This window comes from Geodermatophilus sp. SMS 5-13 (assembly GCF_059428245.1).
Genome location: NZ_CP165729.1, coordinates 464,631 through 480,051, shown reverse-complemented (window position 1 = coordinate 480,051; position 15,421 = coordinate 464,631). Strand labels below are relative to the sequence as shown.

13 protein-coding genes are annotated in these 15,421 nt (G+C 73.5%); 5 read left to right on the top strand and 8 right to left on the bottom strand.

The window, feature by feature from the left end; genetic code table 11:
- The first annotated feature begins 185 nt into the window (after positions 1-185).
- The 4 genes from AB3388_RS02325 (at position 186) to disA (ending at position 4,914) form a co-directional block, all read left to right on the top strand.
- The gene (locus AB3388_RS02325; protein ID WP_495409140.1) at positions 186-854 is read left to right on the top strand and encodes a copper chaperone PCu(A)C domain-containing protein; all 669 of its coding nucleotides are present in this window, start codon (positions 186-188) and stop codon (positions 852-854) included.
- A gap of 54 nt (positions 855-908) precedes the next feature.
- Positions 909-2,279: a DNA repair protein RadA gene (gene radA / locus AB3388_RS02320; protein WP_495409139.1), complete on the top strand. Its 1,371-nt coding sequence runs from the start codon at positions 909-911 to the stop codon at positions 2,277-2,279.
- A gap of 81 nt (positions 2,280-2,360) precedes the next feature.
- On the top strand, positions 2,361-3,404 hold the full coding sequence (locus AB3388_RS02315) for an IS110 family RNA-guided transposase (protein ID WP_495406161.1): 1,044 nt from the start codon (positions 2,361-2,363) through the stop codon (positions 3,402-3,404).
- Between the two features lie 424 nt (positions 3,405-3,828).
- A complete protein-coding gene (gene disA / locus AB3388_RS02310; protein WP_495409138.1) occupies positions 3,829-4,914 on the top strand; it encodes a DNA integrity scanning diadenylate cyclase DisA in 1,086 nt (361 codons plus the stop codon).
- On the opposite strand, the gene AB3388_RS02305 is transcribed toward disA, so the two are convergent.
- Positions 4,911-5,603, bottom strand: a complete 693-nt coding sequence (locus AB3388_RS02305; RefSeq protein ID WP_495409137.1) for a MucR family transcriptional regulator — start codon at positions 5,601-5,603, stop codon at positions 4,911-4,913. The two genes, disA and AB3388_RS02305, sit on opposite strands and share 4 nt — an antisense overlap.
- A 76-nt stretch (positions 5,604-5,679) precedes the next feature.
- On the opposite strand from AB3388_RS02305, the gene AB3388_RS02300 reads away from it, so the two are divergent.
- Positions 5,680-6,561: an HhH-GPD family protein gene (locus tag AB3388_RS02300; RefSeq protein WP_495409136.1), complete on the top strand. Its 882-nt coding sequence runs from the start codon at positions 5,680-5,682 to the stop codon at positions 6,559-6,561.
- Positions 6,562-6,682: 121 nt separating this feature from the next.
- Here the strand turns inward: AB3388_RS02300 and AB3388_RS02295 are convergent, their stop codons facing one another.
- The 7 genes from AB3388_RS02295 to panD all read right to left on the bottom strand — a co-directional run bounded on the left by AB3388_RS02295 (position 6,683) and on the right by panD (position 15,413).
- Complete coding sequence (locus AB3388_RS02295; protein ID WP_495409135.1) at positions 6,683-9,217, bottom strand: ATP-dependent Clp protease ATP-binding subunit; 2,535 nt, start codon at positions 9,215-9,217, stop codon at positions 6,683-6,685.
- Positions 9,218-9,601: 384 nt separating this feature from the next.
- Positions 9,602-9,952: a histone-like nucleoid-structuring protein Lsr2 gene (locus tag AB3388_RS02290; RefSeq protein ID WP_495409134.1), complete on the bottom strand. Its 351-nt coding sequence runs from the start codon at positions 9,950-9,952 to the stop codon at positions 9,602-9,604.
- A gap of 170 nt (positions 9,953-10,122) precedes the next feature.
- Entirely contained in the window at positions 10,123-11,619 is a 1,497-nt protein-coding gene (lysS, locus tag AB3388_RS02285) for a lysine--tRNA ligase (RefSeq protein WP_495409133.1), read from the bottom strand.
- A gap of 13 nt (positions 11,620-11,632) precedes the next feature.
- Positions 11,633-12,439 carry a type III pantothenate kinase gene (locus AB3388_RS02280; protein WP_495409132.1) on the bottom strand — a complete coding sequence of 269 codons (807 nt, stop codon included), beginning with the start codon at positions 12,437-12,439 and terminating at the stop codon, positions 11,633-11,635.
- Between the two features lie 3 nt (positions 12,440-12,442).
- Complete coding sequence (gene nadC, locus AB3388_RS02275; RefSeq protein WP_495409131.1) at positions 12,443-13,348, bottom strand: carboxylating nicotinate-nucleotide diphosphorylase; 906 nt, start codon at positions 13,346-13,348, stop codon at positions 12,443-12,445.
- Complete coding sequence (locus tag AB3388_RS02270) at positions 13,345-15,009, bottom strand: L-aspartate oxidase (RefSeq protein WP_495409130.1); 1,665 nt, start codon at positions 15,007-15,009, stop codon at positions 13,345-13,347. The genes nadC and AB3388_RS02270 overlap by 4 nt, the downstream gene beginning before the upstream one ends.
- Complete coding sequence (panD, locus tag AB3388_RS02265) at positions 15,006-15,413, bottom strand: aspartate 1-decarboxylase (RefSeq protein ID WP_495409129.1); 408 nt, start codon at positions 15,411-15,413, stop codon at positions 15,006-15,008. Before panD ends, AB3388_RS02270 begins: the two co-directional genes overlap by 4 nt.
- Positions 15,414-15,421 lie beyond the last annotated feature (8 nt).

The following is a 15,421-nucleotide window of genomic DNA, read 5'->3' as shown; positions in this document are numbered from 1 at the left end:
TTGTCCGAGTCGTACCTCTCCCTTTCATCGGCGGGCCGGCACGGGAACTGGAGGACGGCGACGCGGCGGCCCTTCCCTGCGGGCGATGCCCGGAAGTCGACCGTTACGCTCGGCCCCATTCGGGAACTGATCCCGTCGTGCCACCGGCGACCGGTGGTCCGCACGTCCCTGGGAGGTCGACGGCTGTGAACCGCGCACTGCGCGCTGCCACGGTGGGTGTCCTGCTCTTCACGCCGGTGGCGCTCTCCGCGTGCAGCGCCGGCCAGGTCAACCAGACCTCGTCCCAGCTGCGCGACAAGGTCGGCCCCGAGGCGGTGGTCGGCGACCTCGAACTGCGCGCGGTGCAGCTCGCCTACCCGACCAGCGGCTCCTACTCGGCCGGGGACGACGCCGAGCTCAACATGGCCGTGGTCAACGACGGCACCGAGGACGACACCCTCACCGGGATCAGCGGCACCGGCTTCGAGCGCGTCCGCGTGACCGGCTCGCCCAGCGGCACGGGAGCGCCCGCCTCGCCGACCGCCACCACCTCCGCGGCGCCCGCCTCGCCCTCCGGCGGGCAGCGCCCCGTGAACATCACCGTGCCCGCCGAGTCGACGCTGTTCCTCGGCCAGAACGGCCCCACGGTGACCCTGGTCGGGCTGAGCGAGGACCTGACCCCCGCCCAGACGGTCGAGCTGACCTTCACCTTCGAGCGCGCCGGGGACGTGACCATGCAGGTGCCGGTCGCCGTCCCGTCGCGGGAGGTCGCGCGCGGCAGCGCGTTCAACTTCCACCAGGGGGAGAACGAGAGCAACGAGCCCGGCAACGAGGCCGCCGGCGGCGCCGCGGAGGAGACCGGCAGCAACGGCTGACGCCGTCCCCGCCGGGTCCCCGGAACTGTCGGACGCCGGCGTTACCGTCGGCGAGTGCCACCTGCCGGAGTGAAGTCCCGTCCCGCCCACCGCTGCACCGAGTGCGGCTACGGCTCGGCCAAGTGGGTCGGCCGCTGCCCCGAGTGCCAGGCCTGGGGCACGCTGCAGGAGGTCGGCGCCCCGGCGTCGCCGCTGCGGGCGGTGGCGGCCGGTCCGGTGTCCGCGCCGGCCCGCCCGATCGCCCAGGTCGACCTGGCCGAGGCGCGCGCCGTGCCCACCGGCATCGCCGAGTTCGACCGCGTGCTCGGCGGCGGGCTGGTGCCCGGTGCGGTGCTGCTCGTGGCCGGCGAGCCGGGCGTGGGCAAGTCGACCCTGCTGCTCGAGGTGGCGCACCGGGTCGCGGCCACCAACGGGCCGGCGCTGGTCGTGTCCGGCGAGGAGTCGGCGGCGCAGGTCCGGCTGAGGGCCGAGCGGATCGGCGCCCTGCACGAGCGGCTCTACCTCGCCGCGGAGACCGAGCTGTCCGCCGTCCTGGCGCACGTCGAGGACGTCAACCCGACGCTGCTGGTCCTCGACAGCGTGCAGACGGTGCGCTCCCCCGCCGTCGACGGCACCGACGGCGGGGCCACCCAGGTCCGCGCCGTGGCCAGCGGGCTGACCGGCGTCGCCAAGGCTCGCGGGATGACCACGATCCTGGTCGGGCACGTCACCAAGGACGGCGCGATCGCCGGCCCGCGGGCGCTCGAGCACCTGGTGGACGTCGTCATCTCCTTCGACGGCGAGCGGCACTCCACGCTGCGGCTGATCCGGGCGGCCAAGAACCGCTTCGGTCCGGCCGACGAGATCGGCTGCTTCGAGATCGGCGATGCCGGGGTCGTGGGCGTGCCCGACCCGTCGGCGCTGTTCGTGTCCCGCCGCGCCACCCCGGTGCCGGGCAGCTGCGTCACGGTCACCCTCGAGGGCAGCCGGCCGCTGCTGGCCGAGGTCCAGGCGCTGGTCGCGACCTCCGGCGGCGGCGGCTCGCCGCGCCGCGCGGTCAGCGGGCTGGACTCGCAGCGGGTCGCGATGGTCAACGCCGTCGTCGAGCGCCGGGGCGGGGTACGGCTGGCCGACGCCGACGTCTTCGCCGCCTCGGTGGGCGGCGTGCGCATCGCCGAGCCGGCCGCCGATCTCGCCCTCGCGCTGGCGATCGCCTCCGCGGCCAAGGACCGCCCGCTGCCCCAGGGCGTGGTCGCGCTCGGCGAGGTGGGGCTCTCCGGCGAGATCCGCCGGGTGGGCGGCACCGGCCGCCGGCTGGCCGAGGCCGCCCGGCAGGGCTACCGCGTCGCGCTGGTCCCCGAGGACGCCGGCACGGCGCCGCCCGGGATGCGGCTGATCGAGGTCCCGGACCTCGGCGCCGCCTTCGCCCGGCTGTTCTCCGACTGAATGCCATGAAGACGGGGGCCTCCCCCCGGATCACGCTTGCGGTGAGAGCCGGCAGGTGTGGCGGAAGGAGGCCCGGTCCTCATGTTGCACGTTGGGTTGGATCTGAGCAGGACTCGTTTGGATGTGCATGTCATGGACGAGGCGGGCGCGCCGTTGGCGGTGACCACCGCGGCGCCGGATGCCGGTGGGCTGGCCTCGCTGGCCCACCGGGTGGCAGAGATCGGCGGGCCGGTGGCGGCGGCGATCGAGTCGATGACCGGCGCCCGCTTCGTTCATGACCAGTTGGAGTGGCACGGCTGGGTGGTGCAGATCGCTGACGCGCTAAAGGTCAAGGGGTTCGCCCCGTTGGCCTGCAAGACCGACAAGATCGATGCCTGGGTGCTGGCCGAGCTGTCGCGGCGGGAGCTGGTGCCGGCGATCTGGCTGCCCACCCCCGGCATCCGGGCCGAGCGGGAACGGGCCCGCTGGCGGCTGCACCTGGTGCGCCACCGCACGGCGCTGAAGAACCGGATCCACGCCACCCTGCTGACCTTCGGCCATCCCTGCCCGGTCTCGGATCTGTTCGGCGCCGCCGGCCGGCGGTTGCTCGACAGCCTCGAGCTGCCCGAGCCGTGGGCCGCCGACGTGGCCGCCGCGCTGCGGCTGATCGATCTCCTCGACGGCGAGATCGCCGACTGCGAGGCGGCGCTGCGCCGGGCCGGTGCCGATCACCGGTATGTGCCGCTGCTGATGAGCGCACCGGGCATTGGCTGGGTGCTCGGCTACACCATCGCCGCCGAGATCGGCGACATCGGCCGGTTCGCCACACCGAAGAAGCTGGTCGGCTACACCGGTCTGTGCCCATCCGTCGATCAGTCCGGCGGGCACGACTGGCGCGGCGAGCTGGCCAAGAACGGCCCGAAGTATCTGCGCTGGGCGCTGATCGAGGCGGCCACCCACGCCGCCCGCCACCCGGTCTACGCCGAGCGCTATCAGCGCACCAAGACCCGCCTGGGCAAGCAGCGCGGGGCGAAGGTCGCCCGCGTCGACATCGCCCGCAGGCTCGCCGAGGCCATCTGGTGGATGCTCACCACCACCAAGCCCTTCGCTCCGGCAGGCGCCCCGCGCACGGCTCTGGCCGCCTAGACGGCCCACGACTGAGATGCGCCACCGGAGCGAAGCCCCTCCCATCCGGCCTGGTCCTCCCCATGAGGAGGCGATAGAGAGATGAGCCCGGCTCCCCGCTCACCCGAGCGCAGCCCGCCCGGCGCAAGGCCACTCGCCCTCTCCGGCGGCTCAGCGATCCTGCCACCGATTCGTCACGCCTCCAGGTCGTTCGTCCTCGCCGCTACGCGGCTGCGGGCGCTCCACCCGGACCCGCTCCTCACCGCCGGCGATCAACCCTTGCCGCGGAAAGGAACAGATGACTCAAGACCCACTTGACCCCGGCCCCCGTCTTCATAGAGAGCCGGCGCCGCGCGTTCCACGTCCGCAGGGTCCCGAGCCCGACTCCCTGCCGTTCGTGCACGTAGACTCAGCCGCCGCAACGTCTCGACCGTCAGGAGCGCTCGTGCCCGCCGCTGTGGACCCCGAGGCCGCTTTGCGCGAACTCCTCGGCCGCATCGCACCGGGGACCGCGCTGCGCGACGGGCTCGAGCGCATCCTCGCCGGCCGCACCGGCGCGCTGATCGTCCTCGGTTACGACCGCGTGGTCGAATCGCTGTGCACCGGCGGGTTCGCCCTCGACGTGGCGCTCTCGGCGACCCGGCTGCGCGAGCTGGCGAAGATGGACGGCGCGGTCATCGTCTCCTACGACGGCACCCGGATCGTCCGCGCGGGCGTGCACCTCATGCCCGACCCGACGATCCCCACCGAGGAGTCGGGCACCCGGCACCGCACCGCGGAGCGGGTGGCGATCCAGACCGGCTTCCCGGTGATCTCGGTCAGCCAGTCGATGCACATCATCTCGGTGTACGTGGCCGGCCGGCGGTACACCCTCGAGCACCCGACCACGATCCTGGCCCGCGCCAACCAGGCCCTGGCCGCGCTGGAGCGCTACAAGCTGCGCCTCGACGAGGTCGCCAGCACGCTGTCGGCGCTGGAGATCGAGGACCTGGTCACCGTCCGCGACGCCATGAGCGTCAGCCAGCGGCTGGAGATGGTCCGGCGGATCGCCGACGAGATCGAGGGCTTCGTCGTCGAGCTGGGCACCGACGGCCGGCTGCTGGCGCTGCAGCTGGACGAGATGCTCGCCGGCGTCGAGGAGGACCGCGGCCTGCTGGTCCGCGACTACCTGCCCGGCGGCGGCCGCCGTCCGCGGACGATCGACCAGGTGCTCACCGACCTGCGGGCGCTGTCGGCCACCGAGCTGCTCGACCTGTCGGCGGTCGCCCGCTGCTACGGCCTGCCGACGTCCCCCGACGCGCTGGACTCCCCGGTCAGCCCGCGCGGCTACCGGCTGCTGGCCCGCGTGCCGCGGCTGCCGGCGGGGATCATCGACCGGCTGGTCGACCACTTCGGCGGGCTGCAGAAGCTGCTGGCCGCCACCATCGAGGACCTGCTCGCCGTCGAGGGCGTCGGTGAGGCCCGGGCCCGCGGCATCCGCGAGGGGCTCTCCCGGCTGGCCGAGACCTCGATCCTCGACCGCTACAGCTAGCCGACCGTGAACGGGGCGTCGGGGCTGACCGCGGTGTCCAGCCGCCCCCGCAGCACATAGGCGCCCGGCGCGAGCGGCGCCCGGGGCGCGGTGCAGGTCGGCTCGCTGGACAGCCCGCCCCACACCACCGGGAACGTCACCACCTCACCGGGGGCGAGCGTACGCAGGTCGCTGCTGGTCTCCGGGAAGCAGTCGTTGCTGCCCCAGACCCGGGCGCCCGCGCCGTCGAGCAGCACGAGCTCCTGCAGCTGCTTGTCCAGCGCCCGCACGCACGGGACGGGCGAGATGTTGGTGACCGCCAGCTCGAAGGTGGGCTTTCCGCCGACCGGCGCGCTGCCCGGCGTCCGCACCTCCAGGCCGATCATGTCGTCGGTGCACGGGCCGCCCGGTGCCGGCGCCGGCGGCGCGGGCGGCGGGGTCTCGTCGGCCGGCGGAGCGGTCGTCGTCGCCGCGGTCGGCGTCCGGACGCCGGCCAGCGAGGGGAGCACCCGCTCCAGCGCGGGGACGGCGATCGTGGTGCCCGCCGGCCGGGTGGAAGACGCGGTCGCCGTCGCGTCGGTGAACCGTCCGGTGGCGACGGCCCAGCCGGTCCACCCCCCGCCGCCGACGACGGAGAGCAGGAGGGTGAGCACCAGTGCGCGTCGCCGCCAGTAGACGGCGGCCGGAAGCGGGCCGACCGGGTGCAACACGCCGGGAACGGTAACGGGCGCGCCGGATCGGACCGCTCCGGCACGCCGCTGCCGGGGAACGGCACACTGGACCGTCGTGGGCACACCGACGAGCGACACCGGCGAGGTCCTCGTCGACTGGTACGCCAACGCCGCGCGCGACCTGCCGTGGCGCCGGCCGGGCGTGGACGCCTGGGCGGTGCTGGTCAGCGAGGTGATGCTGCAGCAGACCCCGGTGGCCCGCGTGGAGCCGGTCTGGCGGGCGTGGACGGCGCAGTGGCCCACCCCCGCCGCGCTGGCCGCGGCGACGCCGGCGGAGGTGATCCGGGCGTGGGGGAAGCTGGGCTACCCGCGGCGCGCGCTGCGGCTGCGGGAGACGGCGGTCGCGCTCACCGAGCGGCACGGCGGCGTGGTGCCCGACGACGTGGCCGCGCTGGAAACGCTGCCCGGCATCGGCACCTACACGGCCCGGGCGGTGGCCTGCTTCGGGCACGGGCGCCCGCAGCCGGTGGTCGACACGAACGTGCGCCGGGTGCTGGCGCGGCTGGTGCACGGTCGCGCCGAGGCCGGCACCGCGCGCGCGAGCGACCTGGCCGACGTCGCCGCGCTGGCCCCGGCGGACCCGGCGCGGGCGGTGCGCTTCTCAGTCGCGGCCATGGAGCTCGGCGCGCTGGTCTGCGTGGCCGGGACGCCGCGGTGCGCCGTCTGCCCGGTGCGTGACCGCTGCGCCTGGCGGCTGGCCGGCTGTCCCCCGCACGAGGGGCCGCCGCGGCGGGTGCAGAAGTTCTCCGGCACCGACCGGCAGGTGCGCGGGCGGCTGCTGGACGTGCTGCGCGCGGCGGCGCACCCGGTGGAGGCGGCCGAGCTGGACGCCGCCTGGGACGACGCCGTCCAGCGGTCCCGCTGCCTGGACTCGCTGCTGGTCGACGGCCTGGTCGAGCAGACCCCCGACGGCCGGTTCGCCCTTCCGCAGAGTTGACCATCGGCGAATGGCTGCCCGACACGCCGGCAGGGGCAGCCACTCGCCGATGATCAACTCCGGAGACGGCAGAGGCCGCTCCACCCGGCGGGTGGAGCGGCCTCTGTGCGCGCCTATCGAGTCACTCGGCTGCCTTGGCGGCCGGGCCCTCCTCGTCGCCGCCCGAGAGGGCGACCGGCGGGGTGTCGGGCACGTCGATCGGCTTGGCCTCGCCGCGGAAGGTGAACTTCTGCTGCGCACCCTCGGCCTCGTCGACGTCCACCACCACGATCTGGCCGGCGGCCAGCTCGCCGTAGAGGATCTTCTCGCTCAGGGCGTCCTCGATCTCCCGCTGGATCGTCCGGCGCAGCGGCCGGGCGCCCAGCACCGGGTCGAAGCCGCGGTGGGCCAGCAGCTTCTTGGCCGGCTCGGTGACCTCGAGCGCCATGTCCTTGTTCGACAGCTGGCTCTCCACGCGGGCGAGCATCAGGTCGACGATCCGGATGATCTCCTGCTCGGTCAGCTGGTGGAACACCACGATGTCGTCGATGCGGTTGAGGAACTCGGGCCGGAAGTGCTGCTTGAGCTCGTCGTGGACCCGGGTCTTCATGCGCTCGTAGTTCGACTGCGTGTCGTTCCCGGCCTGGAAGCCGAGGCCGACCGCCTTCGAGATGTCCCGCGTACCGAGGTTGGTCGTGAGGATCAGGATCGTGTTCTTGAAGTCCACGATCCGGCCCTGACCGTCGGTGAGCCGGCCGTCTTCGAGCACCTGCAGGAGCGTGTTGAACACGTCCTGGTGGGCCTTCTCGATCTCGTCGAAGAGCACCACCGAGAACGGCTTGCGCCGCACCTTCTCGGTCAGCTGGCCGCCCTCGTCGTAACCGACGTAACCGGGAGGCGCACCGACGAGACGGGAAACGGTGAAGCGGTCGTGGAACTCGCCCATGTCGATCTGGATGAGCGCGTCGTCGTCACCGAAGAGGAAGCTCGCCAGCGCCTTCGCCAGTTCGGTCTTACCGACACCCGAGGGGCCGGCGAAGATGAACGAACCGCCCGGACGGCGCGGGTCCTTGAGGCCCGCACGCGTGCGCCGGATCGCCTGGCTGACGCTCTTGATGGCCTCTTCCTGGCCGATGATCCGCTTGTGGAGCTCGTCCTCCATGCGGAGCAGACGGGTCGTCTCCTCCTCGGTGAGCTTGAAGACGGGGATACCGGTCCAGTTGGCCAGAACCTCGGCGATCTGCTCGTCGTCGACCTCGGCGACGACGTCCATGTCGCCGGCCTTCCACTGCTTCTCGCGCTCGGCCTTCTCGCCCAGGAGCTGCTTCTCCTTGTCGCGCAGAGACGCGGCCTTCTCGAAGTCCTGCGCGTCGATCGCCGACTCCTTCTCGCGGCGGATGCCGGCGATCCGGTCGTCGAACTCGCGCAGGTCCGGCGGGGCGGTCATCCGCTTGATCCGCATCCGGGCACCGGCCTCGTCGATCAGGTCGATCGCCTTGTCCGGCAGGAAGCGGTCGGAGATGTACCGGTCGGCCAGCGTCGCGGCGGCGACCAGCGCGCCGTCGGTGATGCTGATCCGGTGGTGCGCCTCGTAGCGGTCGCGCAGGCCCTTGAGGATCTCGATCGTGTGGGTCAGCGTCGGCTCGCCCACCTGGATCGGCTGGAAGCGCCGCTCGAGGGCGGCGTCCTTCTCGAGGTGCTTGCGGTACTCGTCGAGCGTCGTGGCGCCGATGGTCTGCAGCTCGCCGCGGGCCAGCATCGGCTTGAGGATGCTGGCGGCGTCGATCGCGCCCTCCGCGGCACCGGCCCCGACGAGGGTGTGGATCTCGTCGATGAACAGGATGATGTCGCCGCGGGTGCGGATCTCCTTGAGGACCTTCTTCAGCCGCTCCTCGAAGTCACCGCGGTAGCGGGAACCGGCGACCAGCGCGCCCAGGTCGAGGGTGTAGAGCTGCTTGTCCTTCAGCGTCTCGGGCACCTCGCCCTTGACGATGGCCTGGGCCAGGCCCTCGACGACGGCGGTCTTGCCGACGCCGGGCTCGCCGATGAGGACCGGGTTGTTCTTGGTCCGCCGCGAGAGGACCTGCATGACCCGCTCGATCTCCTTGCCCCGCCCGATGACCGGGTCGAGCTTGGAGTCGCGGGCGGCCTGGGTCAGGTTGCGGCCGAACTGGTCGAGGACCAGCGAGGTGGACGGCGTGCCCTCGGCCGGGCCACCGGCCGCGGCCGGCTCCTTGCCCTGGTAGCCCGAGAGCAGCTGGATGACCTGCTGGCGGACGCGGTTGAGGTCGGCGCCCAGCTTCACGAGGACCTGGGCGGCGACGCCTTCGCCCTCGCGGATCAGGCCGAGCAGGATGTGCTCGGTGCCGATGTAGTTGTGGCCGAGCTGCAGCGCCTCGCGCAGGGACAGCTCGAGCACCTTCTTGGCGCGCGGGGTGAAGGGGATGTGCCCGGACGGGGCCTGCTGCCCCTGGCCGATGATCTCCTCCACCTGCTGGCGGACGCCCTCCAGCGAGATGCCGAGGGACTCGAGCGCCTTGGCCGCGACACCCTCACCCTCGTGGATCAGGCCCAGGAGGATGTGCTCGGTGCCGATGTAGTTGTGGTTGAGCATCCGGGCCTCTTCCTGGGCCAGGACGACGACTCGGCGGGCTCGGTCGGTGAACCGTTCGAACATCTGCTGCTTCTCCTCTGACCGGCTGGTCCGGCTCGTTCCTCCGGTTGCCCGTACGGAACATCCGACTGGAGTCGGCGCGCTGGCGCACCGGTCATTCCACTGTAGTCACGGACCACGCCGTCCCGTCGGCGGAAGCCCTGGGACGGTGGGTGGCTGTCCGGTTGAACCGATGCTGGCGCAGAGGTGTTCCACCCGTGTTACGCCGTCAGCGGACACGCCGCCGACGCGCCGGCCGCCGTCCATCCCCTCCCGCCCGCACCGCCTACCCCTCGGTAGGACGGCGACGGCCCGGCTCCCCCAGGGGGAACCGGGCCGAACCCGACCAGAAGGACCTCGTCCTTCTCACGACCCGCTTCGCGCGCCGTCAGCCTCGGGACGAGGCCGTCAGTGGGCGGCCTCGTAGGCCTCGACGACGCTGGCCGGGATGCGGCCGCGGTCGCTGACCTGGTGGCCGTTCTTGCGGGCCCAGTCGCGGATGGCACCGGCCTGCTCACGGTCCATGCGGCCGCCACCGGTGGCACGCGAGCGGCCCCCGCCCGAGGCGCGGCCGGCCGCGCGGCCCACCTTGCGCGCCGCCTGCACATAGCGCGAGAAGGCGTCGCGCATCTCCTGGGCGTTCTTGTCGGACAGGTCGATCTCGTAGTTGGTGCCGTCCAGGGCAAAGCTCACGGTCTCGTCCGCGGAGACGTTCTCGTCGAGGTCGTCGCTCAGGATGACCTGAACCTTGCGCGCCATTCGTTCCTCATTTCGTCGAGCCGCCCGGGCGGGGCCAAATTCACCCGGGTCGGATGCGGCTCATTCCACCACAACGGCCGACCATTTGACCAATGCCTGACGCGTGGCGTCACTTAGGAGAATGAAGATTCCGCCATCGGACGACGAGTTTCGGAACGCACAGCGTTCTCTCAGGTGGAAAGCGGGCGCACCAGAGGGAAGAGAATGGTCTCGCGGATGCCGAGCCCGGTCAGCGTCATCATCAGCCGGTCCATGCCCATGCCCATGCCACCGGTGGGCGGCATCCCGTACTCGAGCGCCTCGAGGAAGTCCTCGTCGAGCACCATCGCCTCGGGATCGCCGGCCGCGGCGAGCAACGCCTGCGCGCTGAACCGTTCCCGCTGCACCACCGGGTCGACGAGTTCGGAATAGGCGGTGGCGCGTTCCACGCCGCCGATGTACAGATCCCACTTCTCCGCGAGGCCCGGCGTGCTGCGGTGGGCCCGCGTGAGCGGCGAGGTGTCGACCGGATAGTCGACGACGAAGGTCGGCGACTGCAGCGTGGGCTGGACGAGCGCCTCGAAGATCTCCTCGACCACCTTGCCGGGCAGCCACGCGGGGTCGACGCCGACGTCGTGCCGCTCGGCGACGGCGCGCAGCTTCTCCACCGGTGTCTCCGGGGTGATCTCCTCCCCGACCGCCTCGGAGACGGCGGAGAACAGGGGGATCTGGGGCCAGACGCCCGAGAGGTCGACCTCGGTGCCGTCGTGGTGGCGCGCGACGTGGTCGCCGAACAGCGCGACCGAGCACTCCTGGATCAGCTCGCGGGTGAGCGTGGCCATCACCTGGTAGTCGGCGTAGGCCTCGTAGCACTCGAGCATCGCGAACTCGGGCGAGTGGGAGCTGTCGGCGCCCTCGTTGCGGAAGTTCCGGTTGATCTCGAACACCCGGTCGAGGCCGCCGACGATGCAGCGCTTGAGGAACAGCTCCGGCGCGATCCGCAGGTACAGGTCGAGGTCGAAGGCGTTCATGTGGGTGCGGAACGGCCGTGCCGCCGCCCCGCCGTGCACCGTCTGCAGCATCGGCGTCTCGACCTCGAGGTACCCGCGGGAGGTCAGCCCGGTCCGCAGCGTCCGCATGACCGTGGCGCGCTGGCGGACGGTCCGTCGCGCCTCGTCGCGGACGATCAGGTCGACGTAGCGGCGGCGGACCCGCAGCTCCTCGCTCATCGGCTTGTGCGCGACCGGCAGCGGCCGCAGCGCCTTGGCGGTGAGCTGCCAGCGGTCGGCGAACACCGAGAGCTCGCCGCGGCGCGACGTCCCGATCTCGCCCTCGACGAACACGTGGTCGCCGAGATCGACGTCGGCCTTCCACGCGGCCAGCGACTCCTCCCCCACGCGGTCGAGGGAGAGCATGACCTGCAGCTCGGCGTCGCCCTCGCGCAGCGTCGCGAAGCACAGCTTGCCGGTGTTGCGGACGAAGATCACCCGCCCGGTGACCCCGCCCCGCTCGCCGGTCATCGTGTCCGGCTCGAGGTCGGGGTGCTTCTCCCGGACCTCGGCCAGCGTGGCCGTGCGCGGCACCACCACGGGGTAGGGGTCGACACCGGCCTCGCGGAGCCGGTCGAGCTTGGCGCGGCGGACGCGCAGCTGTTCAGGAAGGTCGTCGCCGGGGGGTTCATCGGTCATGACGCCGCACAGCCTACGGGGAGGGCGGACGCCGTCCTGCCGCCTGATGCCGTTCGAAGGCCAGCCGCAGTCCGTGCACGGTGAGGTCGGGCTCGCGCTCGCCGATCGACCGGCAGCTGTCGACCACCACCGGCGAGAGCCCGCCGGTGGCGACGACGACCGGGGCGGCCCCGAACTGCGCGACGATCTCGGCCGCGATCCGGGCGACCAGCCCGTCGACCAGCCCGGCGAACCCGAGGACCAGCCCCGACTGCAGCGCGGCGACCGTGTTCTTCCCGATCGCCTGCGAGGGCACGGTGAGCTCGACCGAGCGCAGCTGGGCGGCCCGGTTGGCCAGCGCGTCCAGGCTCACCTCCACGCCGGGGGCCAGGGCGCCGCCGAGGAACTGCCCGTCCGGGCCGACGGCGTCCACGTTGGTGGAGGTGCCGAAGTCGACGACGACCACCGGCCGGCCGCGGCCGTCGGGCCAACGGCCGAACAGCTCGTGCGCGGCCAGCGCGGTGACCACGCGGTCGGCGCCCACCTCGCGCGGGTTGTCCACGTGCAGCGGCACGCCCGTGCGCACCCCCGGCCCGATCAGGACGACGGGCACGTCGAGGGAGTCCAGCAGCTGGCGCAGCACCGGCAGCAGCGCCGGCACGGTGGAGCAGGCGGCCACCCCGGTGACCTCGGTGTCGCGCAGCAGGCCGCGCCAGAGCATGCGCAGCTCGTCGGAGGTCGCCCGCGGCTGCGTCGTGACCCGCCAGCAGCCCACCCGCCGCGCGCCGTCGAAGGTCGCGAGGACGGTCTGGCTGTTGCCGACGTCGACGGTGAGGAGCACCGGTCACCCGGCCCGCAGGTCGAGGGCGAGGTCGAGGATCGGCGAGCTGTGCGTCAGCGCGCCGACGGACAGGTAGTCCACCCCCGTCTCGGCGACCTCGCGGGCGACGGCCAGGGTGAGGCCGCCGGTGGCCTCCAGCTCGGCCCGCCCGCCGACGAGCTCCACGACCTCGCGCAGGACGGCCGGGGGCATGTTGTCGCAGAGCAGGAAGTCGGCCCCGGCCTCGACGGCCTCCACCGCCTGCGCGGGGGTGTCGACCTCGACCTGCACGGTCACCCTCGGGGCGCGCTCGCGCACCGCGGCGACGGCGGCGGCCACGGACCCGGCGGCGGCGACGTGGTTGTCCTTGATCATCGCCACGTCGTAGAGGCCCATGCGCTTGTTCGCGCCGCCGCCGCAGCGGACGGCGTACTTCTCCAGCGGCCGCAGCCCCGGCGTCGTCTTGCGGGTGTCGAGGACCCGCGCCTTGGTGCCCTCGACCGCGTCCACCCAGGCGCGGGTGTGCGTGGCGATCCCGCTGGCCCGGCTGGCGATGTTCAGCGCGCTGCGCTCGGCGGCCAGCAGCGCCCGCACCGGGCCGCGGACGGTGAGCAGCACGTCGCCGCGGCGCACGCGGTCGCCGTCGGCGGCGACAGCGGTGAGCGTGGCGCCGGGCGCCAGCCGCAGGAACACCCGGGCGGCCACGGGCAGGCCGGCGACCACGCCGTCCGCCCGGGCCACCAGGTCGGCGGTGCCGAGCCGGCCGGCCGGGATGGTGGCCGAGCTGGTGACGTCGTGGGCGACGGCGAGGTCGGGCGGCCCGGGCAGCGGCGCGCCGCCGGTGAGGTCCTCGGCAAGGGTGCGCTCGACGAGCTCGGCCACCCAGGCCTCGGACAGGCCGGTGCCGGTGAGGTCCGCGGGGTCGCTCACCAGCCACCTCCGACGGGGGCGCCGACCGGGCGGCGGGCCAGCTGCAGCCGGCCGTCGTCGTCGAGGCGGACGTCGAGGTGCACCCGCCACGCCTCCTCGGTGCCTGGGTGGTCCTCGCGCCAGTGGCAGCCGCGGGTCTCCTCGCGGGCGGCCGCGGCGGCGGTCAGCGCGCTGGCGACGGTGAGCAGGTCGGTGGCCTCCCAGCTGTCGACGCCGGGCGGCAGCGGGCTCAGTCCCCCGGCCAGGGCGGCCAGGTCCGCGGTGGCCCGGCCCAGCCCGTCACCGTTGCGCAGCGCGCCGACGTGCTCGGACATCGTCCCGGTGACGCGGTCGCGGCCGGCCGCGTCCAGCAGCCCGGACGCCGACGGCTCCTCCGGGCGCGCCGGCTCGGGCGGCGGCAGCTCGCGGGCCAGCGAGTCGCCGATGCGCGCGGCGAAGACCAGCCCCTCCAGCAGCGAGTTGGAGGCCAGCCGGTTGGCCCCGTGCACGCCGGTGCACGCCGCCTCGCCGCACGCGTACAGGCCGGGCACCGTCGTGCGGCCGGACAGGTCGGTGGCCAGCCCGCCGGAGGCGTAGTGGGCGGCGGGGGTCACCGGGATCAGCTCGGTGACCGGGTCGATGCCGGCCGCGCGGCAGCTGGCCACGATCGTCGGGAACCGCTCGGTGAGACCCGGCACGTGCCGGGCGTCGAGCCAGACGTGCGGCACGCCGTCGCGCAGCTGGATCCGGGTGATCGCCTTGGCGACGACGTCGCGCGGCGCCAGCTCGGCCAGCGGGTGCACGCCCACCATGAACCGCTCGCCGGCGCCGTCGACCAGCACCGCGCCCTCGCCGCGCAGCGCCTCGCTGACCAGCGGCTGCTGCCCGCGCGCGCCCGGACCGCGGTACAGGGAGGTGGGGTGGAACTGCACGAACTCCAGGTCGGTGGCGACCGCGCCGGCACGCAGGCCGAGCGCGACGCCGTCCCCGGTGGAGACCGACGGGTTGGTGGTGGCCGCGTAGACCTGCCCCATGCCGCCGGTGGCCAGCACGACCGCGCGGGCGCGCACCGCGCCGACGCCGTCCGCACTGCCCTCCCCCAGCACGTGCAGGGTGACCCCGGCGGCGCGGCCGTCGGCGTCGCGGAGCAGGTCGAGCGCCATCGCGTGCTCGACGAGCGTGATGCCCGGGTCGGCCAGCACGGCGGTGCACAGCGCGCGCATCACCTCGGCGCCGGTCGCGTCGCCGCCGGCGTGCACGATCCGGTTCGCGGAGTGCCCGCCCTCGCGGGTGAGCAGCAGGTGGCCGAGGGAGTCGCGGTCGAAGGCGGCGCCCCAGCCGATCAGCTGGCGCAGCCGCTCCGGGCCCTCGTGCACCAGGGCGTCGACCGCGGCCGGCTCGCACAGGCCGACCCCGGCGACGAACGTGTCGCGAGCGTGCGCCTCCGGGCTGTCCGCGGGGTCGAGGACGGCGGCGATCCCGCCCTGCGCCCACCGGGTCGACCCGTCGTCCACCAGGACCTTGGTGACGACGGCGACCGACAGCCCGGCCGCCCGCGCGTGCAGGGCGACGCAGAGCCCGGCCACCCCGGAGCCCACGATGCAGACGTCCGCCGCCAGCTCCCAGCCGGGGGCGGGAGCGGCGAGCCGGAGAGGGAGGCCGGTCGCGGTGAGGGTTGTCACCCCTGAATCGTGTCGCCGCGGACCTGTCCCAGAACACCCGGAGACGGCGCGGCGGGGTCCCCGCCCAGCTCGACGATGCGGTTGGCGCCGTCGACGTGCACGACCTTGGGGAGGTAGCTCTTCGCCTCGGTCTCGTCCATGACGCCGTAGCTGATCATGATCACCAGGTCGCCGGGGTGGACGAGGTGCGCGGCGGCGCCGTTGATGCCGATCACGCCGCTGCCCCGCTCACCGGGGATGACGTAGGTCTCCAGGCGGGCGCCGTTGGTGACGTCGACGATGGCCACCTGCTCGCCGGGCAGCAGGTCGGCGGCGTCCAGCAGGTCCTCGTCGATGGTGACCGAGCCGACGTAGTGCAGGTCGGCCTGGGTCACCGTCGCGCGGTGGATCTTGGACTTGAGCATCGTGCGCA